21 protein-coding genes and 1 pseudogene are annotated in these 25,089 nt (G+C 37.0%); 9 read left to right on the forward strand and 13 right to left on the reverse strand.

Going from position 1 to position 25,089, the window contains the following annotated elements; all coding sequences use genetic code 11:
- Positions 1-103: 103 nt before the first annotated feature.
- The 6 genes from QWU_RS04890 to thiC are packed head-to-tail and all read right to left on the reverse strand — an operon-like array spanning position 104 to position 5,213.
- Positions 104-862 carry a hydroxymethylpyrimidine/phosphomethylpyrimidine kinase gene (locus QWU_RS04890; protein WP_017196320.1) on the reverse strand — a complete coding sequence of 253 codons (759 nt, stop codon included), beginning with the start codon at positions 860-862 and terminating at the stop codon, positions 104-106.
- A complete protein-coding gene (locus QWU_RS04895; RefSeq protein WP_017196321.1) occupies positions 853-1,458 on the reverse strand; it encodes a thiamine phosphate synthase in 606 nt (201 codons plus the stop codon). The genes QWU_RS04890 and QWU_RS04895 overlap by 10 nt, the downstream gene beginning before the upstream one ends.
- On the reverse strand, positions 1,455-2,228 hold the full coding sequence (locus QWU_RS04900; protein ID WP_017196322.1) for a thiazole synthase: 774 nt from the start codon (positions 2,226-2,228) through the stop codon (positions 1,455-1,457). Before QWU_RS04900 ends, QWU_RS04895 begins: the two co-directional genes overlap by 4 nt.
- A 4-nt stretch (positions 2,229-2,232) precedes the next feature.
- On the reverse strand, positions 2,233-2,430 hold the full coding sequence (gene thiS, locus QWU_RS04905) for a sulfur carrier protein ThiS (RefSeq protein ID WP_006589244.1): 198 nt from the start codon (positions 2,428-2,430) through the stop codon (positions 2,233-2,235).
- 3 nt (positions 2,431-2,433) lie between these two features.
- Positions 2,434-3,384 carry an FAD-dependent oxidoreductase gene (locus QWU_RS04910; protein WP_006589245.1) on the reverse strand — a complete coding sequence of 317 codons (951 nt, stop codon included), beginning with the start codon at positions 3,382-3,384 and terminating at the stop codon, positions 2,434-2,436.
- Positions 3,381-5,213: a phosphomethylpyrimidine synthase ThiC gene (thiC, locus tag QWU_RS04915; RefSeq protein ID WP_017196323.1), complete on the reverse strand. Its 1,833-nt coding sequence runs from the start codon at positions 5,211-5,213 to the stop codon at positions 3,381-3,383. Before thiC ends, QWU_RS04910 begins: the two co-directional genes overlap by 4 nt.
- Before the next feature lie 1,292 nt (positions 5,214-6,505).
- Here thiC and QWU_RS09165 point away from each other — a divergent pair.
- A pseudogene (locus tag QWU_RS09165) lies at positions 6,506-7,468 on the forward strand (phage tail protein).
- Positions 7,469-8,109: 641 nt separating this feature from the next.
- On the opposite strand, the gene QWU_RS04940 reads toward QWU_RS09165, so the two are convergent.
- The 5 genes from QWU_RS04940 to QWU_RS04960 form a co-directional block, all read right to left on the reverse strand.
- Entirely contained in the window at positions 8,110-8,904 is a 795-nt protein-coding gene (locus tag QWU_RS04940) for a heme ABC transporter ATP-binding protein (RefSeq protein ID WP_006589249.1), read from the reverse strand.
- The gene (locus QWU_RS04945; protein ID WP_006589250.1) at positions 8,901-9,998 is read right to left on the reverse strand and encodes a FecCD family ABC transporter permease; all 1,098 of its coding nucleotides are present in this window, start codon (positions 9,996-9,998) and stop codon (positions 8,901-8,903) included. Before QWU_RS04945 ends, QWU_RS04940 begins: the two co-directional genes overlap by 4 nt.
- A 5-nt stretch (positions 9,999-10,003) precedes the next feature.
- On the reverse strand, positions 10,004-10,906 hold the full coding sequence (locus QWU_RS04950) for a heme/hemin ABC transporter substrate-binding protein (protein WP_006589251.1): 903 nt from the start codon (positions 10,904-10,906) through the stop codon (positions 10,004-10,006).
- A gap of 16 nt (positions 10,907-10,922) precedes the next feature.
- A complete protein-coding gene (locus QWU_RS04955) occupies positions 10,923-11,966 on the reverse strand; it encodes a hemin-degrading factor (protein WP_017196325.1) in 1,044 nt (347 codons plus the stop codon).
- 270 nt (positions 11,967-12,236) lie between these two features.
- Positions 12,237-14,414: a TonB-dependent hemoglobin/transferrin/lactoferrin family receptor gene (locus QWU_RS04960; protein WP_006589253.1), complete on the reverse strand. Its 2,178-nt coding sequence runs from the start codon at positions 14,412-14,414 to the stop codon at positions 12,237-12,239.
- 255 nt (positions 14,415-14,669) lie between these two features.
- Here QWU_RS04960 and QWU_RS04965 point away from each other — a divergent pair, with 255 nt between their 5' ends.
- Positions 14,670-15,437, forward strand: coding sequence for an energy transducer TonB family protein (locus tag QWU_RS04965; protein WP_017196327.1), 768 nt, complete (start codon positions 14,670-14,672; stop codon positions 15,435-15,437).
- 108 nt (positions 15,438-15,545) lie between these two features.
- Here QWU_RS04965 and QWU_RS04970 read toward each other — a convergent pair whose 3' ends face one another.
- Positions 15,546-17,669, reverse strand: a complete 2,124-nt coding sequence (locus tag QWU_RS04970) for a lytic transglycosylase domain-containing protein (protein WP_017196328.1) — start codon at positions 17,667-17,669, stop codon at positions 15,546-15,548.
- A gap of 244 nt (positions 17,670-17,913) precedes the next feature.
- On the opposite strand from QWU_RS04970, the gene dapA reads away from it, so the two are divergent.
- Complete coding sequence (dapA, locus tag QWU_RS04975; RefSeq protein ID WP_006589256.1) at positions 17,914-18,807, forward strand: 4-hydroxy-tetrahydrodipicolinate synthase; 894 nt, start codon at positions 17,914-17,916, stop codon at positions 18,805-18,807.
- Between the two features lie 8 nt (positions 18,808-18,815).
- Positions 18,816-19,292: an SsrA-binding protein SmpB gene (smpB, locus tag QWU_RS04980; RefSeq protein WP_006589257.1), complete on the forward strand. Its 477-nt coding sequence runs from the start codon at positions 18,816-18,818 to the stop codon at positions 19,290-19,292.
- A gap of 41 nt (positions 19,293-19,333) precedes the next feature.
- Here smpB and QWU_RS04985 read toward each other — a convergent pair whose 3' ends face one another.
- Complete coding sequence (locus QWU_RS04985; protein WP_017344942.1) at positions 19,334-20,002, reverse strand: uracil-DNA glycosylase; 669 nt, start codon at positions 20,000-20,002, stop codon at positions 19,334-19,336.
- A 580-nt stretch (positions 20,003-20,582) separates the two neighbouring features.
- Between QWU_RS04985 and rpoZ the strand changes: the two genes are divergently transcribed.
- The 5 genes from rpoZ to acpS all read left to right on the forward strand — a co-directional run bounded on the left by rpoZ (position 20,583) and on the right by acpS (position 25,026).
- A complete protein-coding gene (gene rpoZ / locus QWU_RS04990; RefSeq protein WP_006589259.1) occupies positions 20,583-20,981 on the forward strand; it encodes a DNA-directed RNA polymerase subunit omega in 399 nt (132 codons plus the stop codon).
- A gap of 127 nt (positions 20,982-21,108) precedes the next feature.
- Complete coding sequence (locus tag QWU_RS04995) at positions 21,109-23,334, forward strand: RelA/SpoT family protein (RefSeq protein ID WP_006589260.1); 2,226 nt, start codon at positions 21,109-21,111, stop codon at positions 23,332-23,334.
- A gap of 17 nt (positions 23,335-23,351) precedes the next feature.
- The gene (gene pyrE, locus QWU_RS05000) at positions 23,352-23,930 is read left to right on the forward strand and encodes an orotate phosphoribosyltransferase (RefSeq protein ID WP_006589261.1); all 579 of its coding nucleotides are present in this window, start codon (positions 23,352-23,354) and stop codon (positions 23,928-23,930) included.
- A 95-nt stretch (positions 23,931-24,025) separates the two neighbouring features.
- Positions 24,026-24,628: a DUF2062 domain-containing protein gene (locus QWU_RS05005; RefSeq protein WP_006589262.1), complete on the forward strand. Its 603-nt coding sequence runs from the start codon at positions 24,026-24,028 to the stop codon at positions 24,626-24,628.
- The gene (gene acpS, locus QWU_RS05010; protein ID WP_006589263.1) at positions 24,625-25,026 is read left to right on the forward strand and encodes a holo-ACP synthase; all 402 of its coding nucleotides are present in this window, start codon (positions 24,625-24,627) and stop codon (positions 25,024-25,026) included. Before QWU_RS05005 ends, acpS begins: the two co-directional genes overlap by 4 nt.
- The last annotated feature ends 63 nt before the right edge of the window (positions 25,027-25,089 follow it).

Raw genomic sequence — 25,089 nt, forward strand, 5'->3', positions numbered from 1 at the left:
AAAAGCTCTTTGAGCGATGTGTACCTTAATTTTAAGGAAAAATAATCCTATAAATATGCAAAATGTGACAAGAAGAGTTCAATATATTATGGCATATAAGCTTTTAACAATCTTTTCGGTTGTGATTTAACAGTAATGTGTGAATATATGCTTTTGCATTTTTTATGGCTTGAGGCATAGATTCATTCAATGCCAAATTGGCTGCAATAGCGCTTGAAAGGATGCAACCTGTTCCACGTATTGTTTCCGTCGAGCGGGGAGTAGAAATATTTATGATTTCAGTTTTATCAATGAAACTATCCGTTGCAAGGGGACTGTTTGCATGACCGCCTTTTATCAAGATAGAGCGTGGACCAAATGACAGCAGTTTTCTTGCTTGCTCTATTGCTTGCTTATGATGAGATGCCAATGTATCTTGGCTGAGAAGAGCAAGTTCTTCTCTATTGGGTGTTAAAAGATCAACGTGAGGGAGAAGTTTATTGATCATAATTTCTGTGATTTTTTCTGTTGTTAGTTTTCCTCCTGATGAGGCGACCAGTACAGGATCAAGAATAACTGGAATATGAGGATAGTCTTCTAATACATTACAGATTGCTGCTATAATTGCTCGGGTCCCTGTCATACCGATTTTTATTGCGCTTATTGGATTGGCTTCTAAGGCACAGCGCATTTGTGCGATAATGAGTTCTGCATGCATTGGAACAATTTCAGCAACGTGGTTATCATCTTGCACGTTAACGCAGGTGATAGCTAAATTTGCTTTTATTTGAAAATGGGCAGCTGTTTCTATATCACGAATAATACCAGCACCTCCTGTTGGATCAGTTCCGGCAACAATAAGAATAGAAGGCTTCAACGCCATGCTTTTGTTACCTTTAACCACTGTTGGACACGTTGTTCAGGTTTTTTATGGAGGATAATATCCGTTACAACAGCAGCACTATTGGCGCCTGCAGTTAAAATACCAATAGCGCGTTCTGGTGTTAAGCCACCAATGCCCACTAAAGGTAAAGCACCAATCCGTTTTCTCCAGTGTTTGATTTTTTCTAGCCCTTGAGGCTTCCATTTCATTTCTTTTAAGATTGTTGGGTAAATAGGACCAAGTGCAATATAGTCAGAATTAACAGAAAGTGCGATATCCAATTCTTGTTCATCATGTGTGCTAAGACCAAATCTTATACCATTTTTACGAATTGCAGGAAGATCGGCACTGCTTAAATCTTCTTGCCCAAGATGAATAAAATTGCATTTTTCATCGATTGCTATTTCCCAATGATCATTAATGATTAATTGTACTCCCAATTTATCGCATATATTTTTTGCATGCTTGATATGTTGACGGATTATTTTTAAATTTTTATTTTTTATACGCAGTTGTACGAGTTTGACTCCAAGAGGAACCAAACGTTCAACCCAATCAGCATTATCAACAATGAGGTAGAAAGGGTCCAGTTTCATGAAAAGACTGCTTTTCCAATAACTGGTGTTGAGGGGACAGCTATATCACGCGCTTCGAGAAGTCCTGCTTTATATCCCATACGACCTGCCTGAACAGCTTTAGAAAACGCTTCAGCCATTAAGACAGGATCAGCTGATTTAGCAACTGCGGTGTTAAGAAGCACTGCATCATACCCCAGTTCCATAGAAACAGTAGCATGGGAGGGGCGTCCAATGCCAGCATCAATAACAAGAGTAACATCAGGAAGGTAAGCGCGGATAGAACGCAATCCATCGGTATTATGAGGACCTTTGGCAGATCCAATAGGAGCACACCAAGGCATTATGACTTGACATCCAACGTCTAAGAGTTTTTCAGCAACAATGAGATCATCCGTTGTATAGGCAAAAATTTTGAAACCTTCACTGTTTAAAATTTGTGCTGCTTCGATTAAGGAAAAAACATTTGGTTGTAAGGTGTCAGGATTCCCAATAATTTCGAGTTTAATCCAAGACGTTTTAAAGAGATCTCGTGCAAGTTTTGCCGTTGTAACAGCTTCTTTAACAGTATAACAACCAGCAGTATTGGGAAGCACTGTTATATCCAATTCTGTAAGAAATTGCCAAAATTGTCCTCCTTGTTTACCACCTGCAGTTTCACGGCGCAATGAAACTGTTACAATTTCTGTACCAGATTTACAAATAGCATCACGCAGAATTGCAGGTGAGGGATATTGTGCTGTACCTAACATAAGACGAGAAGAGAATTTACGTCCATACAGATTCAGCATAGTTTTATCCTCCTTGCATTGGGCTTAAAACTTCAATTTTATCTCCCTCATGCAAGAAAAATTTGTTTCGTGCCTCTACAGGAACAACTTCAGCATTAACAGCAATAGCAAGCCAATTTCCCTCATAACCCAATTCTTCAAGCAAGAGATTAAGGGTGCTGACTTCTGTTTGAATGGTTTCACCATTAACAAATATTTGCATATTTTATTCCACTACCAATTTCATCGCGCGTTTTGCCATTTCTGGAGATAAAAGAAAACCATGTCTATAAAATCCATTAATAGAAATATGATTACCATGTTTACGTACAGAAGGGAAGTTATCAGGATAACATGGGCGAACACCAACGCCGGATTCAATAATTTCTGCTTCAGCGAAAGCAGGATGCAACGTGTAGGCAGCATTAAGTAGTTCCATCATTGACCTTACCGAGATGGCTCCATCAAAATCACTTTCAATCATTGTTGCACCAACCATAAAAATATTATCTTGCCGAGGAACAATGTAGAGAGGAAAGCGTGGATGAAGAAGGCGAATTGGGCGAGAAATTTTAATATCCCTACTGCGTACGAGAAGCATTTCACCACGAACACCGCGTATATTTTTATCTTTTCCCAAACGCGCTATGCCTGTCGCATCAATGATAATATCAAAATTTGTTTCAGATGTTTTGATATCAACAAAACATGCTCCATTTTTTATGAGGTTTTCTTTTAAAGCAATAAGCGCTTTACGAGGATCAAGATGTGCTTCATTTTCATAAAAAAGCGCATGGTTGAAACGTTCTGCAAGATCAGGTTCAAGACATGCTATTTCTTCACCATTTATAATTCTATGATGATGTGTCCGCTCTGAAAATCGTTCAAGCTCTACCTTATCTCGTGCTGGCGCGACAACTAAAGTTCCTTTTCGTATGAGCAAATAGGGGAGTGTTTTGTACCACCATTCGATGGCTTGTATGCCAAGATCTTCAACGATTTGTTCAGCAATTTCTCTTTCACAGTAAGGCGCTAGCATTCCTCCTGCATACCAACTTGCTGTTCCTATAGGAGAAGAAGGAGGGGCTGATATAGTAACAGAAAAACCTTTTTGTTGTAACATAAAAGCAGTTGTTAGCCCCCCTACACCCGCACCTTTGATCAAAATGTTTTTCAACTGTTTACTCTCTCTTTTTGCAGAGGAATGGCTTCCATATAAAGATCACCATCTTTTTTATACCTCTCTGCCATAGCAAGCATACCTTCATCTTTTGTTTTCTTCACGACTGTATCACGAATATCATGAGAAATACGCATAGAACAGAATTTTGGTCCACACATGGAACAAAAATGCACCAATTTATGAGCTTCTTTAGGCATTGTTTCATCATGAAAGGCACAAGCTGTATCTGGATCAAGAGAAAGGTTAAATTGATCATGCCATCTAAAGTCAAATCGTGCACGCGAAAGAGCATTATCGCGCAATTGCGCTCTAGGAAAACCTTTAGCAAGATCAGCAGCATGGGCAGCAATTTTATAAGTAATCACTCCGGTTTTTACATCATTTTTATCAGGGAGTCCAAGATGTTCTTTGGGCGTTACATAACAGAGCATAGCTGTTCCAAACCATCCAATCATAGCAGCACCAATTGCGGATGTAATATGGTCATAACCAGGAGCAATGTCTGTGGTAAGAGGACCTAAAGTATAAAAAGGAGCTTCATGACAGAGCTCTAATTGTTGGTCCATATTTTCTTTAATCTTATGCATTGGGACATGTCCAGGTCCTTCAATCATAACTTGTACGTCTTTTGACCAAGCAATTTTTGTCAAATCTCCTAAAGTCTTAAGCTCGGAAAATTGGGCTTCATCATTGGCATCAGCAATAGAGCCTGGGCGCAATCCATCTCCCAACGAAAGAGAAATATCATAGGTGCGTGCAATATCACAAATCTCATCAAAATGTTCATAGAGAAAACTTTCTTTGTGATGATGCAGACACCATTTTGCCATAATAGAACCGCCCCGTGAAACGATACCTGTTACGCGGTCAATGGTGAGATGAATAAATGGTAATCTTAGGCCCGCATGAATGGTAAAATAATCAACTCCCTGTTCTGCTTGTTCGATAAGGGTATCTTGGAAAATATCCCATGTTAAATTTTCAGCAATACCTTGTACTTTTTCAAGTGCTTGATAAAGAGGAACAGTCCCAATTGGAACTGGTGAATTTCGAATAATCCACTCACGAATATTGTGAATATTCCGTCCTGTTGAGAGATCCATAACTGTATCTGCTCCCCAACGAATAGCCCAAACCATTTTATCAACTTCCTCTGCCATAGAAGATGTTACGGCTGAATTGCCAATATTGGCGTTAATTTTAACACGAAAATTGCGTCCAATAATCATTGGCTCACATTCTGGATGGTTGATATTTTGGGGGATAATCGCGCGCCCGCAAGCAATTTCATTGCGGACAAATTCAGCAGTATAAATTTCTGGTATTGATCCGTTTGATGTTATATTTGATTGCACTTTCTTTTGATTTTTTATTGTAAGTCCTTCATTTTCTCGTATAGCGACATATTCCATTTCTTCTGTGATAATACCCGCACGTGCATATGCCATCTGTGTAATTGCTTTGCCATTTTTTGCGCGTAGAATAGAGCGCTTTTGTTTAAAGGCGGGTATAGATTTTTCATCATAGTTTAACCCATTATCTTCTGCTTTAACTGATCGTGCAGAATAAGATTCAGTATCAGCACGCTTAGAGATCCAAGGCGAGCGAATTTTGGGCAAGCCTTTTGTAATATCAATGACCATATCTTTATCTGTATAAGGGCCAGAAGTATCATAAATATTTAAAGATTCTTCACCACTGCCATCGGTCAATAAAATCTCACGCAATGGAACACGTACATCAGGAAAAAGAGAACTTTGGTGATAAATTTTGCGTGAGGCAGGAAAGGGGCTGCAACTGATTGATGGAATCTTTTTCTGCATAAACTTTTTCCTTATAAATACAGAGTTCAAAAACAGATCGTGAGGTTAGGGAGGATATGTTCAAATCATCAATGATAGTTTCTTGAATGCAGGGATTATAATAATACCAAGATACTTCAAATAAATATCAAGAAACTTTATTGAAAGGATTGGTACAACAACTCTCATATTATTTGCATTCCCCCCTCAACTTAAGAGTTTTTATTTGCAAAAACATGGTTGGCTTAAATATTTATATTGTCAATCGCAAAGATATGTTTTTAACGATTTTTCTATGTTTATTAAAAATGAAAACAGGTATCGTGATGTAGTGAGCAATAATACAAAAGTCTTCTATAAAGAAACGGTAAGAGCAAAATTCAGTGCTAAAACAATGGGATTTATACTTGGCTCTTCCATAAGTGCTTATTCTCCATTTTTGTGCGGCTCTTTTACTGATCTAGAGGTATATCTTCAGAAATCAGTACTTTTTTATAAAAAAATGTCATATTATTTTCTATTGAGTTAAAAATTTTTTAAGCGGCAATACTTTTGTTTCTGAAGTCGTGACACATATTGACTATTTCATCTTGAATCTATTTTGAAATGTTACTGTTCGCTCAGGTTAAATAGAAAATATTTTTTGGGAACTTATTTGCTATCATAACAATGTGAAGAAGCTTTATTTTTGTCTTGCTATGAGAAAAAAGAGAGCCAATAACTGTACAGGCTTTATTCAGAAGAGTTTATTTTTTTTGCAAAAAATCTATATAATAGAATACTACATGTAAGTGATCATATTAAAAATGTGTAAGGACAATAGGCTATTACGATTCTTCAAAAATTAGCAGTGTGCATTTTGCAGGGGGTAGAGTGCAGTTTTGCAGTTTTTCAATTCATCTAAAGAAAGTTCTCTATGGGGTGCTAGGCTGTGAACAGGAGGCGCTGAAAAAATTTTATGTTTATCTGGCAAACTTAATAAAACAAGATGTTTTTTAAGAGGTTTCTATATACACATAAAAACATGATGGGGTGTGTAAAGAATCTAGGGAAAAAGTATCAAAACTTTTTTGATACAGATAACTGCTAAACAAACTGAGAATGAAGTCTTTGCATTGCAAGTGGATGCATGGATGTTTGTTTATAGAAAACTGTAGTGAATTTGATTTATTCAATTAGAGGGAAAAAAAGCATAAATGAACAAATACTACAGGAGTAGATACTCTATCAACGAATAATGACGAAGGAAATCTATACCCTGGTGCACAAAAAGTAAATGACTAGAAGGAGTTTAAGAACAATAGGGAATTGTAATGTTTAATATTTATGATTGGTCGCTAAAGGCTTGTGAAAATGCTCATTCAGACAGCATCATTAATTGGGCAGAAGGTCAACCGCCTAGTTCTATCAATGATAGCGCACAAGCGATGATGCAGTATGTGCCGTGAATATCTTGCTGATAATGATGATTCTATTAATTTTGTGATCAATATAGAAGATAACACAACATTAATCATATTGAAAACAATTTCACCTATAAAGAAATACAAAAATGATATAGTCATACGTTTTAAAGCGCATATGTGAATATTGGTACAACGACAATAACAGTGAATAATATGGGAGAGAAGCATATCTATAAAACTGCTAATACAGGTATTATACTGTTAGAAGGGGGAAAGCTACAAACAGATGGCATATAATGGCAATGTTTCAATAGAAAATCGAGATGGTTGGTATCTTTGAAACCCAACGCCTATCCCTTCACCAAAGGTAGAAACTTTTCCATGTGGGGTTATTGCCACATTTGCTATGCAAGAGGTGTAAAACGGTTGTGTTTTATAAGACAGCACAGCCTATAATTGCAAAAGATTGTCCACGACTATTCAGAGCAATAGGCGATAAATGAGGAAAAACAGTGATACAACCTTTAAAGTTCTAGATTTTAGAGGGATGTTTTTACGCGGTTCGGATAATGGTCGTGGTTTAGATACGAAGAGATAGTTTGCAAATGAGCAGCAAGAGAGTATTAAATCACATACGCATATTTGTACTCTATGGAAGGGGTAGGTGAATATACACACAGTTTTCAATATAATGGAGTTGGATAGAGTGCCAATGGCATTGGTAGAAGAAATCCTTTTTATCCCTATGAAGTTATTACGGGGACTACACAATCAGCTGGAGCATATAAGCACAAAGTAATTCTTTCTACGACGGGTGAAACAGAAATGCGACCTGTTAATACAACGGTTGGTTATGCTATAAAATCATAAGATTGTTGAATAATTAATAATCTATCAACTATTGATGATATCATTGACGCAGAGTTAGTCCGCGTTATTTTTTATGTAAATAATAAAAAGGAACGACTGTAGCTAAAGAAGATATTTGGGATTGGTAAAAGCTCTTAAAGTGATCAAAACATCATCTCAAAGGCTATGTAGGGTAAGGATATGAATTATTACCAAGAAGCGGATTATAAATTATTGTAACTTTATAAATGCATGATTTAATGAAAATAATACGTAAAAAGAATATTAAAAAACCGTTTTCTTATGAATGTGGAGAAGGATTTTTTGTAAAGTTATGAATAAGGATGAGAGAGAGAGCTACGAGATTTTTCATAAATATTGAGAAAAATAATAACGAAAATACATTTAATTTTATATCATGACAGAGGTATTTTTGTGTATTTCTTATATTATTTTATAAAGACCAGAGTGGTAAGAATAGAGAGATAATTCCTAAAATCTTCAATGTTTTCAAGCAGATTGTTTCTATTTTCAAAAATACAATAGCAGTTATTATATAGAAAGGAATTGATTACAATTCATAAAAATCTCTCTATCTTTCATTTTGCTGTATATTTTAATTTTTTATTTAAGCAAACAGATCTCTAAAAAATTATACACTATTATAGACAGGATGCCGTTTGAGGGAGTATAAATGGAACACCTGTTTTAGGTAATTCAGAAACAACTAAGGAACAATGATAAACATCGCGCAGATTTTGTGTTGTCAAAACGGTAGAAGCATTTCCTTCAGAATAAATTTTTCCCTGATTTAGTAATACCACTTTATCTGCATAATGTGCAGCAAGATTGAGATCATGAAGAACAGCAAGAACACCACCACCACAACGGGCAAAATCTCTAGCAATATCCATAACGACAATTTGATGTTGAATATCCAGGCTTGCAATAGGTTCATCTAGTATCATCCAACGAGAAACTCCATGATAAACAGGTTCCCAGATTTGACAAAGTACGCGAGCAAGTTGCACTCTAGCCTGTTCCCCTCCTGAAAGTTGATGATAATACCGATCAGTATAATCAGCAAGTCCTACACGTTTCAAAGCTTTTTGAGTAAGACTTCGTATTTTAGTTTTTGCAATGGTGTATTGGTTTATAGAAAGACCAAGTTCGACTACTTCATGAACTAAGAATGGGAAGACGAGCACTGTTGATTGTGGTAGTACTGCACGCATTTTTGCCATTTCAGAAGCTTTTGTTTGGCTAACATCATAGCCATTTAAGGTTATTTTCCCACAATAGGGAATTTCACCACTCAACGCTTTGATAAAAGTACTTTTTCCAGATCCATTAGGGCCAATAATGATAGTAAAAGCACCGCTTTCAGCTTGAAGGTTAATATGATTAAGAATTTGTTTTTTGCTGCGTTGAACGCAAATATGGGTTGCTTCAATCATGAAAAATTTGCTCCCCGTTTTTTTATAAGAATCCAAAGGAAAAAAGGTGCTCCAACAAGTGCTGTAACAATTCCAATTGGCAATTCCGCAGGAGCAACAATTAAGCGTGCAAATGTATCAGCAAAAATAAGCAATGCCGCGCCCAAAAGAGCGGAACAAGGAATAAGATAGCGGTGATCTGGACCAATTAATTGTCGTAAAATGTGTGGAACAACAATACCAATAAAACCAATACCGCCACTGACAGAAACTGCGCTACCACACATTAGGGCAACAAGGAAAATGGCACTATTTTTAATTCGTTGAATATGAAAACCAATATGACCAGCAACAGCTTCTCCAAGAGCAAGAGCATTAAGCGCTCGTGATAAAAAGGGCGAAAAAAGGAGGCCAATACAGATAAAAGGAAAAACAAGCCAAACTTTCAACCATGTAGCACCTGCTAAAGAGCCAAGACTCCAAAAAGTAATGTCACGTAATTGTTGATCATTTGCGATAAAAATAAGTGTTCCCACAACGGCACCACTTAAGGCACCAAGGGCAATACCCGCGAGAAGCATTGTTGCAATAGAAGTAAAATTCTGATGCGTCGCTATTGTATAAAGAACAATTGTTGATAGCAGACCACCAAAAAAGGCACCTATGATAACTTTGTAAGGCTCCAAAAAAGGGGCTAATGAGATAGGAAAAGAAATACCAATAACAATTGCTAAAACAGCACCAAGACCTGCACCTGCTGATACGCCTACAATTCCAGGATCTGCAAGAGGGTTTCGGAAAAGTCCCTGCATGAGAACACCAGAGACAGCTAAAGATGACCCAACCAATAACCCTAAAAAAACACGGGGAATCCTAATGTCGACAAGTATAAGGTACTCACGGGTTTTACTGCTTACTGAAAAATCTTGTGTAAACATTATATGAAGAAAATCAAAAAAAGAAACCTTTGAAGGACCATTCAAAAGCCCACCAAAAATGCTACAAATGAGAAATATGACAAGACTCAATAATATAATTTTCTTTAAGTATGCACGGCCTATTTTTTTATTCTTTTTTGCTTCAGATGCATATACTATGGATGTCTCATCTATCATTTGTATCAATTCTTATCATTTTCATTTACACCATAAAAGATGTTAATAAGTTCTCTTGATGCGTCTGCAGTACGTGGACCAAATCCTAAAAGATACATAATATCCATCTGTTTAACGGCATGATTTTTGGCGGCAGTTGTTGCTTGAACTGCTGGTATAGCTAAAATTTTTTCAAGATTGGCGGATTTTTCACCGTGTTTTACAAGTAAAATAACATCAGGATTTGACTTTAATAATGCTTCACTATTTAACAGCTTGTATCCTTTATAATCGCTGATGGCATTGATACCACCTGAAAGCTTTATCATCGCATCAGCAGCGGTAGCTGTTCCAGACGCCATAATGCGATCATTTTGTACAGAGAGTACAAAAAGAACACGCTTTGGTTTTACTATTTTTGCTAAAAGCGCATCATTATCTACAAAATCACGGCTTATTTTCTCAATTAATGCAGCAGCTTGTGCTTCACGATGAATAGCTTTACCAACAACACGAATCTTTTCTATTACACTTTCACGAGAGTAGTTTTCTGGTACAATCACGATCGGGATAGAAGTTTTCTTAAGAATGTCAATTGTTGAAGCAGGGCCACTTCCTTCAACAAGTAATATGCCTTCTGGATCAAGTGATAAAACCCCCTCAGGTGACAGAGCACGCATATATCCAAGTACAGGAAGTTTAAGTGCATCTTGCGGGTAAATACTTGTACTATCACGAGCCACAAGTTGATCTTGAGCTCCTAGTGCATAAACAATTTCTGTAAGAGAACCACCAATAGAGACAATCCGTGCATTTTTAGAAAAGTGCGTTGTAGGTTCAGCAATGACCGGTTGAAAAAAGGAGATAAAAGAAAATAGTACAACAACAAAAAAAACGCTTAAGAATCTACGTAAAAAACGCGCATTCATATCCAGTTTTACCTTTCTACGCCACAATAGCTTCTTGACAGGTAGGCAGATTATTTAATATTGAGCGCCAATCTTCACGCTCTTTTTGTCCTTCTTTTCGCATACCAAAGAATTGAACAATCATCTCACCATTTTTATCGAAAATCTCAAGCGAACTGACATAACCATCACGGGTAGGTTTGCGAACATACCATACACGATCAATACCAGAAATAAGTAAATGCAGATCAAATTTAGGATCAAGAACATTAAGCCATGGTCCTACCTGTTTAATATTTTTTACTTGCCCACTGAAAATTTGAATACATCCTCTGTTCCCAACAAAGCACATAATAGGTATTTCTTGCTTTGCAACTTTTTTGAGCATCATTTCAACGGATTCTATAGTCACTTTATTAGCAAATTCATCACCAGCATGTTTTACAGCATCATGTCGATTAATTTTAAATTCAGAAATAATCTCATGAAGCTGGTGCACATCAGTCATATTTCGCCAACGGCTTCTGAATTGTTCGACATCAAACTCTATAGTATTACGTTGACTTGGAGTAGAAAGCGGAAGAACATCAAGAATAGATGATTGGTCTTCATGAAGCAATTTTTTAACCAATTCATTCCATTTGTCCATATTTGTGGTGTCTTTAGAATAGATTTTTAAGATAGAAACACCATACTGATCAAAAAATTGCAGACTTTTCGTAGGTTTTCCAAGAATAACCACATCATACTCAAAAGCAAATTTCCACTGCTTTGAAAAAATACGCAAATCGATTTCACCGAGAGTGATAGGAATATGTGAGCTTTGAACAATTTTTTCAAAACATCCAGTTACTTCGTGAACAGCGTACTCATTGCGCGTCAACGCCATAACCGTTCCAAGCTGAGGAGCATTTTCTAAAAAAGTAGCAACATCAACCTTTAGTTTTTTTGCTTTTTCAATTGTACAATAAGCAGCAATAAGTTCTGCTTCAGAGATACCAATAGAAACCGCAAAATCGCGGTTTCGCATTTCTTTTTTTTCTTCACGTAAACGAAGAATCACTTCAGCTGTATATGACATAGACTTTCCTTAATATTACTTGTACAGAGTTAATTTTCAAAAATTTATACTTTTAAAACAATAGGCTGAATCATTCTCAACGAACGATTTAATCCATCACTAAATAAGCCCTTATATCAACAGCAAAATAACCAAAAGTTGATAAATGAAAAATAATTAAAGCGTTTCTTTACAACTCTTTGTGATTTAAAGAATGATAAGAATCGAAACACAACAATTTATCCTTTTACCGACACAATTTTCTATTGGTTTAATGGTTAACAGAAGTGACTAAAACTTTTGCACGAACGACACTTTAAAATTACGACCAGGTTGACTATAGTAATCCTTTGGTGTTGAGCTTTTTCCTGAAGGAAGATCCGATACATTCCAATACTTTTCATTGAAAAGATTATAAACACCAGCTCTTATAACAGGGCCATTTTCACCAAATGGTTTCCACCATCCTGTCATATCAACAACACGGTATCCTGGATTTTTTTGGTAGTCAGATCCTTTAATAACTTTATCACGCTTGGCTGCTAAGGTAAGCATAATATCAGTGCCCCAAACTTCCCCAGCATATCCTAGGCCAATAATTACTTTCAAAGGTTGGATGGAGTCAAGATATTCATTTTTATCAAGATCTTTTCCTTGCGAATAGGCAAGAGCAACATTGCTATGAAAACCATTTTGCAAAATCCAATGCGCTTTTGTTTCAACGCCAAAAATTCGCACACGTGAACGATTTATATAATGCCGACGTGCAAATCTGAATTCTTCTGATGGTCCTTTATCCATAGTATCGATGAAATTTTTGTACTGGTTAATAAAGGCACTAAAAGAACCACCGAAATTTACATTTCCATATTGTATCCCAAAATCATAACCATTGCTTGTTTCCGCTTTAAGATCAGGATTTCCCTTCGAATAATAAGCAGAGGGTTTAATATAAGAGACGTAAAGCTCCGAAACACGTGGCGCACGAAAAGCTTGTGCCCATTGAGCATAAAGCGTTATTTGATTACGAATATCCCACTCTATACGTAATTTAGGAGAAAAACGCGAACCATTTCTCTCTGGAGGAAATTTGTCAGAAATCAGAGCTTTTTCATAAGCGGAGGTTTTTTGGGGGACATATTTATACCAATCATAACGCATCCCTGGTGTTATACGGAGCCGGTTATCAACCAAACCAATTTCATCTTCGAAAGCAAAACCAAAACTGTAACTATTTGTATCTGGTGAATCAGATCGATTAGCAGGCACAAAAAGACATCCCCGTGCATTTTCTGGCAAATGGCAATTATCTTTACCTAACAAATAGTGATGAAATTTAGATGACGAAACATTCGTAGCAAGTTTTAATGTATGATCTACAGTACCTATATAACCTTTTTTAAGAGCATGAGCGTTAAAACCATAACTGGTGTTACGTAAAAAATTATTTCTCAAATAATCTCCTTTGGGCGCTGCTACACGAAAGCCCGTCATAATATAACGATCTGACTGTTTTTGCCAATAAATTTGCCCACGAAACGCATCAATAATAGCATCTCCATTGCCATTATAATTATAAGAAAGAGAAAGACGTTCACGGTTTTTATTATCTTTATCATACACGGAACCCGGAGCATATCTTTTAGATGCATCTAATGAATGTGTGTTGCTATTATGAGCAAAACGTTCCGCAGTAAAACCAATTCGATGATTATCATTCAAATATTGATGAATTTTAAAAAGCAAATTATTTTTGTCAAAACGAGAGGGATTTTTGCGTGTACGCTCATCATATCCCCCTACAGTTCCCATATTTTTTCGCTCATGACCCTCTACGTGAGATCCTTGAAAAAACAAAAACGTTTGTTGTGCACGTACCGCCATCGCTTGATCTACACGCCAACTATTGTTAACAGAATGGTAACTGCCTTTTATAAGCCCTCCCCAATTCTTTCCTTCAGCAATAAGATCCTCAGGATTAAGGGTATGCAAAGCAACTACTCCCCCTAAAGCACCAGAACCATAAAGGCTAGAATCTGATCCTTGAATAATATCAAACGCAGAAAGCGCACTAAAATCAAAAGTTGTGTTTCCACCATTTCCCCGCAATATATCATCAAACCATGGAAGAGCTATACCATCCATTGTTGTAAGAACACGATTTGCATTCAAACCGCGGATTCCAAAACTATTATTAAGTGAGTTATAGGAAACAGAGGGATTAAGACGACCAACATCATGAACATCACTTATTTGTTTTTTATCAATATCTTCGGCAGTTTTCCGATCAGTCAGAATGGTTACTGACCCCGAAGCACCCTCTATTTTTTTCCCTTTGATAATAATCGGTTTAAGCTCAGTCACAGCATCTTTATTGCTGTTTTGCGCAAAAACAAATGAAGGTATACAGACCGACAAAGCACTTAAAATCATGCAGCTTTTATGGATATTTTTTCGTCTTATTCGCATAACACATCATAACCTTTTCTTAAAACATCCCCCCCCTAGCTTGAAATTTATTATAAAAGTGCCTGGCTCAATAATCATAAATTTGTCAACCAAGCATAACGTGATTTGACTTAAGCACAAAACCACGGCAAAACCACGGCGAAACCATATTAAACATGACAAAATCAGTCAAGAAAAAAGTTGTCATTTAAAAATAGCTTGTTTTAATGAAGTTTAAGACTAACTATTAAATTTAGAATAGCGGCAGAAAAAACTATGATTTTTGCAAATACAAGACGATTATTAGCTCTTTGGATTGGTGGATTTATTTGTGCTTTCTCTTTGCATATAGCATTGGGAGTGCAGTTTTGTTTCTACAGTACTGGTGTAAGTAATGGCACACCCTCTTTCCCGATTATGCTGACTTTTCTTCAAGAGAATCTTTCTCCGAATTTTGATACAGATGCGGCTGATATTGATACCAGTTTATCGAATGCTAGTATTGATCCAGAAATATTGCAGCCTGATTTTCTAGAGCAGGATTCAGAGATGCTGGAAGTCGTGGATAAGAATCAACCAGAAGAATCTTATCATAAAGATGATCTAACAGTTCTTAAGTCTTTGGAAGAACTTACACCTCAAAAAAGTGAACATGAAGTACGCATACAGAAAACGATATCAAAGATTATAGCAAAGCGTTCCACTGTAAAAGCGGTGCGTTCATCTAGCGCTATTCAGGGTGGTGATACGGCAACACGTGAGGATGCATTATTAATAGAATGGCTGGCAAAGATACAAGAGCAATTAGAAAAGCAAAAAAAATATGTTATAAGACAGCGTATCAGTCGTACAAAAGGGACGGTAACACTAGAATTTAGAGTGCATGAACAGGGGAGCATTTTTTCTAGTCGCGTTATGGTTTCTGCTGGTGACCCAGAACTTGATCGGTTAGCTATGGCGGTACTCCAACGTGTAAGTTCTTTTCCTCCACCACCACCATCGAAAGTCAATAAAATTATCAGAGTATCTTTGATATTCAGTTGATTTTCAGGAGCTGTTAAGATTTTTCCTACTAATTTACTGCAATACTTTGGTCTATATCTTGAGAAATAAGAATGAGCGATTTGAGGGTGAATTGAGATTGAATTACTTTTATCGGACGAAAAGAAGATCAGCTTTTATATCTGTTTTTCCAGTCAATCTTATTTTGTAAACTCCGTAATTTTCCATAACACGCATCACGTAATTACGTGTTTCTGTATAGGGAATCCGTTCAATCCAGTCGATGACTTTATCAAGAGGTTGATTTCGAGGATCACCATAACGTTTTATCCATTCATCAACTCGGCGGGCGCCTGCATTATAGCCAATAAGAGTTAAGATATAAGATCCATTAAAACGTTCCAATTGTTCGCTTAGAAAATAGGCACCTAATGTAGCATTATAGCTAGCATCACTACTCAATTTTTGAAGTGACCATGTCATTGAATATTTTTTTGCGAGTGTTTTTGCTGTAGTAGGCAGTAACTGGAGTATACCTCGTGCACCTGCTTTTGATATGGCTGTTGGATTAAATTCACTTTCTTGACGGGCGATAGCATAAATAAGTGCTTGCCCTGCACCAGAAACATTCGCAGAAGTTGGTATAGCACCTATAGGATGGGAAAGTGCACCAACATTTTTGCCTTTAGAAACGGCAGTTTTTCCGATTTTGAGGCTGGTATAATAGTCGCCATTTTTTTCTGCCATCACAGCTAGAAGAACTAATTCGCCAGGACTTTCTATTTTTTCGCCGAGTTCTTTATAAAAAAACTTAGCGAGATTAGCATATCCAGCTGTTTCAAGACGTTGAATTGCTTTAATAGCTTCTCGTGTACTAAAGCGTTGTCGTTCAGTGGCTGTCGGTTTGGGAAAAGAAATTTGGAGCTTTTTTTGATTAAGTCGTGAAGCTGCTAATTGACCATAATAAGTTGCACCAAAATGGGCGGCACGATGAAAATAATTTTGAGCATTTTTATGTTCTCCCAGAGCTTCTGCAGCTCGTCCCATCCAATAATATCCACGGGATAAGGAAAGAGGTACAGAAGATAATTGAGGAATACGTGAAAAATGATGCATTGCCAATTTAGGATCATGAAGGAATCGTAGCGCATACCATCCTGCGTGAAATTCAGCATCCACTGCCAATAAAGATGTCGTAATATTGTGTGTTGCAACGAGTTGATAAGCGATTTTAGGTTTATTTAAATCGAGCATTTCACGAGAAAGGGCACGTCGTTCTTTCCACAATGCATGAGGATCCATAAGTTTTAATGTATCCTTTGATGTCCTCATCATGAGTGTTACCGCTGCATTATATTGTCCTGTTCGTCTAAGATAGCGAATTTGAGAAAATTGTAAAAGAGGATCTTTTTGCCATGAACGCTCTACAGAACGTAAGTTTTGTGCAGCTCTAGGATCATTTTTTTCAACGGCAACAAAAGCGTTAAAAAGAGACTGGGCACGGGCTAATTTTGCAATGCGCCCTGCTGAATCAAAATGATGAGCGTAAAGCATAAATCGCATACGTTTCAAATGATCTATAGGTTTTAATATAGAGCTTGCATTTTTAAGAATAAGTTCTTCTTCTTTTGCATTGAGTTTTGCTTTATGCCACCATGGTGCAATAATTTGTTGAGCACGAGCAATTTGTCTCGTTGCAATAAGTGCTTTAGCAAATCGGGCCATACCTTGTGCTGTTAAAGGGGGATGATGAGCAAATTTTTGAAGGATGATGTGTGTAAAATTATTTTCATTGATAAAAGCACGTTCAGCGTTACGTTGCATAATATCTATGCCTGGCCATCCTTTTAGCTCTTTTATTGCATTGAATATTTCAGAGCTTGGTATATTGGCTTGATTTGATATGCTGATTGCCCATGTCAAAATATGACGATCAAGACTATTTTTTTCCAGTGAATTACGAAGGCTTATTGTTTTTACAATATTGTTATTTAAAAGTGCGTCTAAACCCGCTTTAAGTTGCTTAAGAGTAGAATTATTGTTGGACGTAGGAAGACTTTTGGGTTTTGTGTGAATTTGTCTAGGAGTTTTTTGAATTTCTTTTTTTGTAATAAAGGGATTCGGACGAACTAAAGGGATTGGTGCTTTTTCATGTATAAAGGGCATTTTTGCCCATGTGGTTGAAAATAAACATGTGCTTGAAAATAAAATTGTTATTGCCAGTATAAGCACAGTAAAGGTTTGTAGACAAAAGAGGGCAGAAAATGCGCGCATAAGAAAAAACCTAGAGACCTTGCTATTGAAGAATATTCAAAAGTTTTTATAAGAGAAGCATGAAAAACGGGTTAATGTAAGCCAATCTTCTAAAGAGATGTTCAGAATTAAAGGAGATATGTTAAACCTTGAGAGAGCTATTATGAAATTCATCTTGCTTCAACAAGAGAGCAAGACTATGCTCTATTATTGAGTAATTTATAAAGGCCATAAAAAATAAAGAGAACATTATAGGGAGTTTATCATGCTCAAGGGAGCCATAACTGCGCTTATCACACCGTTTAATGATAAGGGTACTATTGATGAGAAGGCATTTTGCAATTTTGTTGAGTGGCAGATTGCACAAGGTATTAATGGTGTAAGCCCTGTTGGAACAACGGGTGAATCACCGACTTTAAGTCATGAAGAGCACAAACAAGTTATAGAATTGTGTGTTGAACAAGTTGCCAAGCGTATTCCTGTTGTTGCTGGAGCAGGCTCAAATAGTACAAGTGAGGCTGTAGAGCTTGCACAACATGCGCAAAAAGCAGGTGCAGATGCAGTTTTGGTCGTCACTCCTTATTATAACAGACCTAATCAGATTGGTTTATACAAGCATTTTTCGTCCATTGCGAAAGCTATTTCTATACCGATTATAATTTATAATATTCCTGGTCGTTCTGTTATCGATATGGCTGTGGAGACTATGAGAGATCTGTGTCAGGATTTTAAAAATATCATTGGTGTTAAAGATGCGACAAGCAAAATTGAGCGCGTGAGTGAACAACGTGAAAAATGTGGTAAAAATTTTATACAGCTTTCCGGTGATGATTGTACTGCATTAGGTTTTAATGCACATGGAGGTGTGGGGTGTATTTCGGTATCATCCAATGTTGCTCCAAAACTATGCACAGAACTTCAAGCTGCTTGTTTGCGTGGTGATTATAAAACAGCACGTGAATTAAATGATCGTCTGATGCCTCTTAATCGTGCAGTCTTTATTGAACCAAGCCCTGCTGGTATAAAATATGCTGCTGCAAAATTAGGGATTTGTGAAAGTACTGTTCGCTCACCAATTGTTCCACTAACAGATACCACAAAGAAAATTATTGATGCGGCCCTCTGCCATGCAGGACTGCTTAAAGAAAAAATGGTATAAAGGTTTCCATGAGTAAAAAAAAGAACGCGTTAGTGCAAAAAATAATTGCTGATAATCGTAAAGCGCGTTTTAATTATGAAATTCTCGATAATCTTGAAGCTGGTCTGGTGTTACAAGGCGCAGAGGTAAAGTCTTTGCGTTCCAATCATGCGAATATTGCTGAAAGTTATGCCAGTTTTGAAAATGGGGAATTATGGTTAGTAAACAGCTATATTCCCGAGTATACGCAAGCTAATCGTTTTAATCATGAGCCACGTCGTTTACGTAAGTTATTAATTTCAAAACGTGAAATGGCACGCTTTTTTAACGCGACTTCTCGTGAAGGAATGACTCTTGTTCCTCTCAAACTTTATTTTAATGAAAGAGGGCGTGCTAAGTTGGAGATTGCTCTGGCACGTGGAAAAAAGCTTCATGATAAGCGAGAGACAGAAAAGAAACGAGATTGGGGACGTGAAAAAGCAAGAATTTTAAAAAGATATGGATAACAGAATTGCCATCCTTTATTTTTAGCATCCCTAAAGAGATTTTAGCATTGATCTAGATATGTTCTTGCTGCTGCGAAAATTTGATGGAACATGGTGTCTGTTAAACGGCCTGTATTAGTATTATAACGTGAACAGTGATAACTTGAGAAAATACGTAATCTGCCAACATCGTTGATTTCTCCATGCCCAAAGGGATGGGCTAAAATTTTTGCATTGAGGGCACGCAATGTTGAGTGATGTGCAATAGTGCCGAGGGTAATAACAGCTTTAAGTTTGGGAAGATTTGTTAAAAGGGGTGCAAAGAAATATCGGCACGTATTAATTTCTGCACCAGTGGGTTTATTCTCTGGCGGTACACAACGAACTGAGTTAACGATCGCAGCATCAATCAATACAAGATTATCATCGGCTCTTTCTTCAAAAGTACCTTGGGCAAAGCCAAATTTTTTCAAAGTAGAATAAAGTAAGTGTCCAGCATAGTCACCAGTAAACGGACGCCCAGTCCGATTTGCTCCACGCAATCCAGGAGCAAGACCAACAATGAGAAGGCGGGTTGTAGTAGCGCCTTTATAGGGAAAGAATGGGCGCACCGGTGCGTTATGCCAAGTCGGTTCTTTGATACGCCAGTCAGAGATAAACTTATGTAAGCGTGGACATAAATTGCAATTTTGTGGCGGCTCTGGGCAAAGTGGAGTTAATTGGTTATTCATGAGACAACATTCATCATTTTTCATAAAAATTATTTTGAGGTATATGACGGATCATGTTTTTTTGAACAACCATAATGAATATAAATGGATTATTTAATAACAGAGTTTAACATAAAAGATCGCGTTATTTTTCAAAGAATGAAAATCATCTAGTGATTTATTTGATAAACAAGATGGAAATGAATAAACATTTAATGAGATAAATTTTCTTAATTTATATGATGTATTATCATAAATAATATGTATGAGACTATTTTATAGCGAAAGATTTTTAATGAATTTGAATGATTGATATAATTTTAAAGGATGAATTTTCCAAAGTTTATCGAGTAGATTGAAACGGTGAGTGTATTTTTCTGTTTGAATTCACTACTCTTAAAACATTTTATTTTAAAGTGATACTGATAACAAACTTGGATAGGTAATGCACTTTTTGTAAAGCTTCTAAGAAGTTTTTTTTAATGAGATCTTTTAGTAAAAAATATTAAAACCTGCATTGTTTTTCTTGTGTTTTATTTTGTTTATTGTATATACTCTTTCCTTATTAGAAAAAGTTTTAATCTTTAAGAAAGAAGCATAAATGGCCCGCGTAACGGTAGAAGATTGTATTGATAAAGTCGATAATCGCTTTGAGTTAGTGCTTTTAGCAGGGCATCGGGCGCGTCAAATTTCACAGGGGGCGCAGATTACGGTTGATCGTGATAATGATAAAAATCCAGTTGTTGCTTTGCGTGAAATAGCAGAAGAGACGTTATCGTCTGCCGATTTGAAAGAAGATCTTATTCATTCGTTGCAAAAGCATGTAGAAGTTGATGAACCAGAAATGGTAAGTGAGTTTATTACGCATTCAGGTGAAACTGAAAGTGTTTTTGAAGCATCAACGGAAGAGGAAGGTGGTTTATTCGATCATATGTCAGAAGAAGAACTTTTAGCGGGTATTGAAGGTTTGGTTGTTCCGGAGAAGAGTGACGATTATTAATTACAGCGATAATATTACGGGGGGAATGTACGTTGTTATGTGATAGTGGTTATTTGCGGGTCTTTTATTGATAGAATATTGGTATTCAATAAGGGTTAAATGGTGAAAAGATAAAGGATATGCTCGTATGATGCGTCAGTGTGAGCTTGTTGGGCGTGTTCAACGTTACAAGTCTGACGTAGATGAAGCTCTATTAAACAGAGCCTATGATTATGCAATGCAAAAGCATGGTCATCAAAAGCGTGCTTCGGGTGATCTTTACTTTTCTCATCCTTTAGAAGTTGCCGCTATTTTGACGGATATGCGGTTGGATGAAGCAACGATTGCAGTTGCTCTTTTGCATGATACGATTGAAGATACGAGTGCTACACGAGCAGAAATTGACCAGCTTTTTGGGTCTGAAATTGGTAAGTTGGTTGAAGGTCTCACAAAACTTAATAAGCTTGATCTTGTATCGAAGAAGGCAGTACAGGCAGAGAATCTTCGTAAACTTCTTATAGCTATTTCTGATGATGTTCGTGTTCTTTTAGTCAAGCTTGCTGATCGTCTCCATAACATGCGTACCCTTGGTGCTATGCGTGATGATAAGCGCCGGCGTATTGCTGAGGAAACAATGGATATTTATGCGCCACTTGCAGGACGTATGGGTATGCAGGATATGCGTGAGGAATTAGAAGATCTTTCTTTCTTTTATTTAAATCCAGAGGGTTACCGTACGATTACAAATCGACTCTCTGAATTATCAAAGCGCAACCGTGATTTACTTTCTAGGATTGAAAATGAACTGACAAAACTTTTTTGCGAACATGGCATTAAAGCAGATGTTAAAAGCCGTCAGAAAAAATCTTATTCAGTTTTTCGCAAAATGGAAAGCAAGGCATTATCTTTTGAACAATTGTCAGATATTTTTGGATTTCGCGTTATTGTTGAAACAGTGAATGATTGTTATCGCGCTCTTGGCATCATTCACACGACGTGGCCAATGGTACCAGGTCGTTTTAAAGATTATATTTCTATACCGAAGCAAAATGATTATCGTTCCATCCATACAACAATTGTAGGGCCTTCGAGGCAACGTGTTGAACTGCAGATTAGAACTGCTTCTATGGATGAAATTGCTGAATATGGCGTTGCTGCACATTCTATTTATAAAGACTATGGTTCTCATTATTCGACTCTGAAGTTATCAAATGAAACCAATGCTTATGCATGGTTACGTCAAACAATTCAATCTTTGTCTGATGGGGATAATCCAGAGGAATTTTTAGAACATACAAAGCTTGAGCTTTTTCAAGATCAAGTTTTTTGTTTTACCCCGAAAGGCAGATTGATTGCATTTCCAAAAGGCGCTACTCCTATCGATTTTGCCTATGCAGTTCATACTGATATTGGTGATTCTTGTGTGGGAGTAAAAATCAATGGTCGTATTATGCCTTTAATGACTAAATTAAAAAATGGTGACGAAGTTGATATTATACGTTCACAAGCACAAATTCCTCCAGCAGCATGGGAATTTCTTGTTGTAACAGGCAAAGCACGTTCAGCTATTCGCCGAGCAACCCGTGCAGCGGTACGTAAGCAATATTCGGGCTTGGGATATCGTATATTAGAGCGTGCATTTGAATATATGGGAAAACAATTTTCAAGAGATATTCTTAAGCAAATTTTGCCACGTTTGGCACGCAAAGATGTGGAAGATGTATTGGCTGCTGTTGGGCGTGGTGAATTGCCTTCTGCTGATGTGATAAAAGCGGTTTATCCTGATTATCAAGATCACCGTGTGGTACAAAAGTCGTCTTTTAAGCCTGGGGAAGAAGGTTGGTTTAACATTGAAAATGCTCAAGGTATGATTTTTAAAGTTCCAGAAAACGAAAAGAATACAATGGCAGAAAAGCATCAATCTAAAGCTTTACCTATTCGAGGAACCCGTGGAGATATTCCTGTACGATTTTCTCCTGAAGGAGCAGTGCCAGGAGATCGAATTGTTGGCATTATGCAACCAGGGGCAGGGATCGTTATTTATCCAATACAGTCTTCGGCTTTGATGGCGTATGATGATCAGCCAGAACGATGGATTGATGTCCGCTGGGATATAGATTCTCAAATGAGCGAGCGTTTTCCTGCTCGGATTAATATTCTTGCTGTTAATAGTCCTGGCTCTTTGGCTGAAATTACTCAAGTGATTTCTGCCAATGATGCCAATATCCAAAATTTATCTTTTATCCGTACCGCCCCAGATTTCACAGAAATTATGATTGATCTGGAAGTTTGGGATTTAAAACATTTGAATCGTATTTTTTCTCAGTTAAAAGAGGCAGGTTCGGTTAGTGTGGTACGACGGGTTCATGGGTAAAAAAGAGAGATTTTGCAATGAATACAAAAGATGTGATTGATATTTTTAAACAAGCAGATGCTATTCTGGAAGGACATTTTATTTTAACGTCAGGCCGTCATAGTGCGACTTATATGCAGAAGGCGAAGGTATTTATGCATGCTGACTTAACGGAAAAGTTATGTTATGGGTTAGCTGAAAAAATCAAAAAGTCTATTGAAGGAAAAATTGATTATGTAGTTGGCCCCGCGATTGGTGGTCTTATTCCCTCTTATGAAACTTCACGTCATCTTGGGGTTCCCTCTCTGTGGGTAGAGCGTGTAAATGGTGTATTTGAGCTGCGCCGTTTTGAAATCAAAAAGGATGCACGGGTTGTGATTGTTGAAGATATCGTGACAACAGGTCTTTCCATTCGTGAGACAGTTGAGGCTTTGGTTGCAGCTGGAGCAAATGTATTAGCGAGTGCATGTATTCTCGATCGTTCTGGCGGTAAGGCTGATGTTGGAGTGCCGTTGATTGCACTTGCTGAATATGAGCTAGCATCTTATGCCAGTGATGCGCTCCCTTCTGAACTTGCAGCACTTCCGGCGATCAAGCCGGGAAGTCGGAATATTTAATTATCTTTCTATTTCTTTTTATGCAAAAAACTTGGATAAACTTATTTAAACTATGCGAATTATTTCATTATCACAAGATGTATACTGAGAGGCATATGCTTTTTCGTCGTCGAGAACCAATAGATTTTATAAAGCGTGTGCGGCTTTGGTTATGGCCACGTCGTTCATTTTCTCGCTCATTTTGCTACATACGTAAACGTATTTTACGTATATCAGCAACACCACATAAAGTTGCATTGGGCTTTGCCATAGGAATTTTTTTAGCTTGTTCGCCTCTCTTTGGCATGCATATTGTTTTGGCAATATTTTTGTCTTGGCTTTTACGAGCAAATTTTGCAGCAGCAATTATTGGAACGATTTTTTCTAATCCACTGACATTTTTGCTCATTGTTATGGCTGATTATAAGATTGGTTATTTTTGTCTATCATTTTTTAGCAATGTAAATGAGATTTCTCTTTCGCAAATTCGCACTCTCTTTGATGGTTTGTCATTGTCAAATTTCTCTCTTCTTTTCAAGGGGGCATGGGACTCAATCATGAGACCAATGATTTTAGGTGGTACGCTTTTGGGTGCCATTTTGGGTAGCTTATCTTATATAAGTGTTTATAGAGCAATTGCCCGTTTTCAAAAAAAGCGATATCAAAAAATTATAAATAAAAAGCGTATGTGGCAGAAAAAAACAGGTGATACCTTATGATCATTGGTATCGGGAACGACCTTGTTAATATAAGACGCATCGAAAAAATGTTGATTAGTTATGGCGACCGTTTTGTTCAACGTATTTTTACTGACATTGAACAGATCAAATCTGAAAATCTTCAAAAGAGATCTTCTTCTTATGCCAAAAGATTTGCTGCCAAAGAAGCATGTGCTAAAGCTTTGGGGACAGGAATCGCTTGTGGTGTGAGTTGGAAAGATATGGGGGTGGTCAATTTATCATCTGGCAAACCAATCATGAAGCTAACAGGTTGTGCGCAAATGCACTTGCAAAAATTATTGCCTCTTTATTATGAAGCTGTCATTCATTTAAGTATAACGGATGATTTTCCTTGGGCGCAGGCATTTGTTATTATTGAAGCACTTCCACGTGAATAGATATTGTGGGAGATTGTACTTTTGTTATTTGAACATTATGATAAGAGATGAATTATAATTATA

The organism is Bartonella birtlesii IBS 325 (assembly GCF_000273375.1).
Lineage (GTDB): Bacteria > Pseudomonadota > Alphaproteobacteria > Rhizobiales > Rhizobiaceae > Bartonella > Bartonella birtlesii.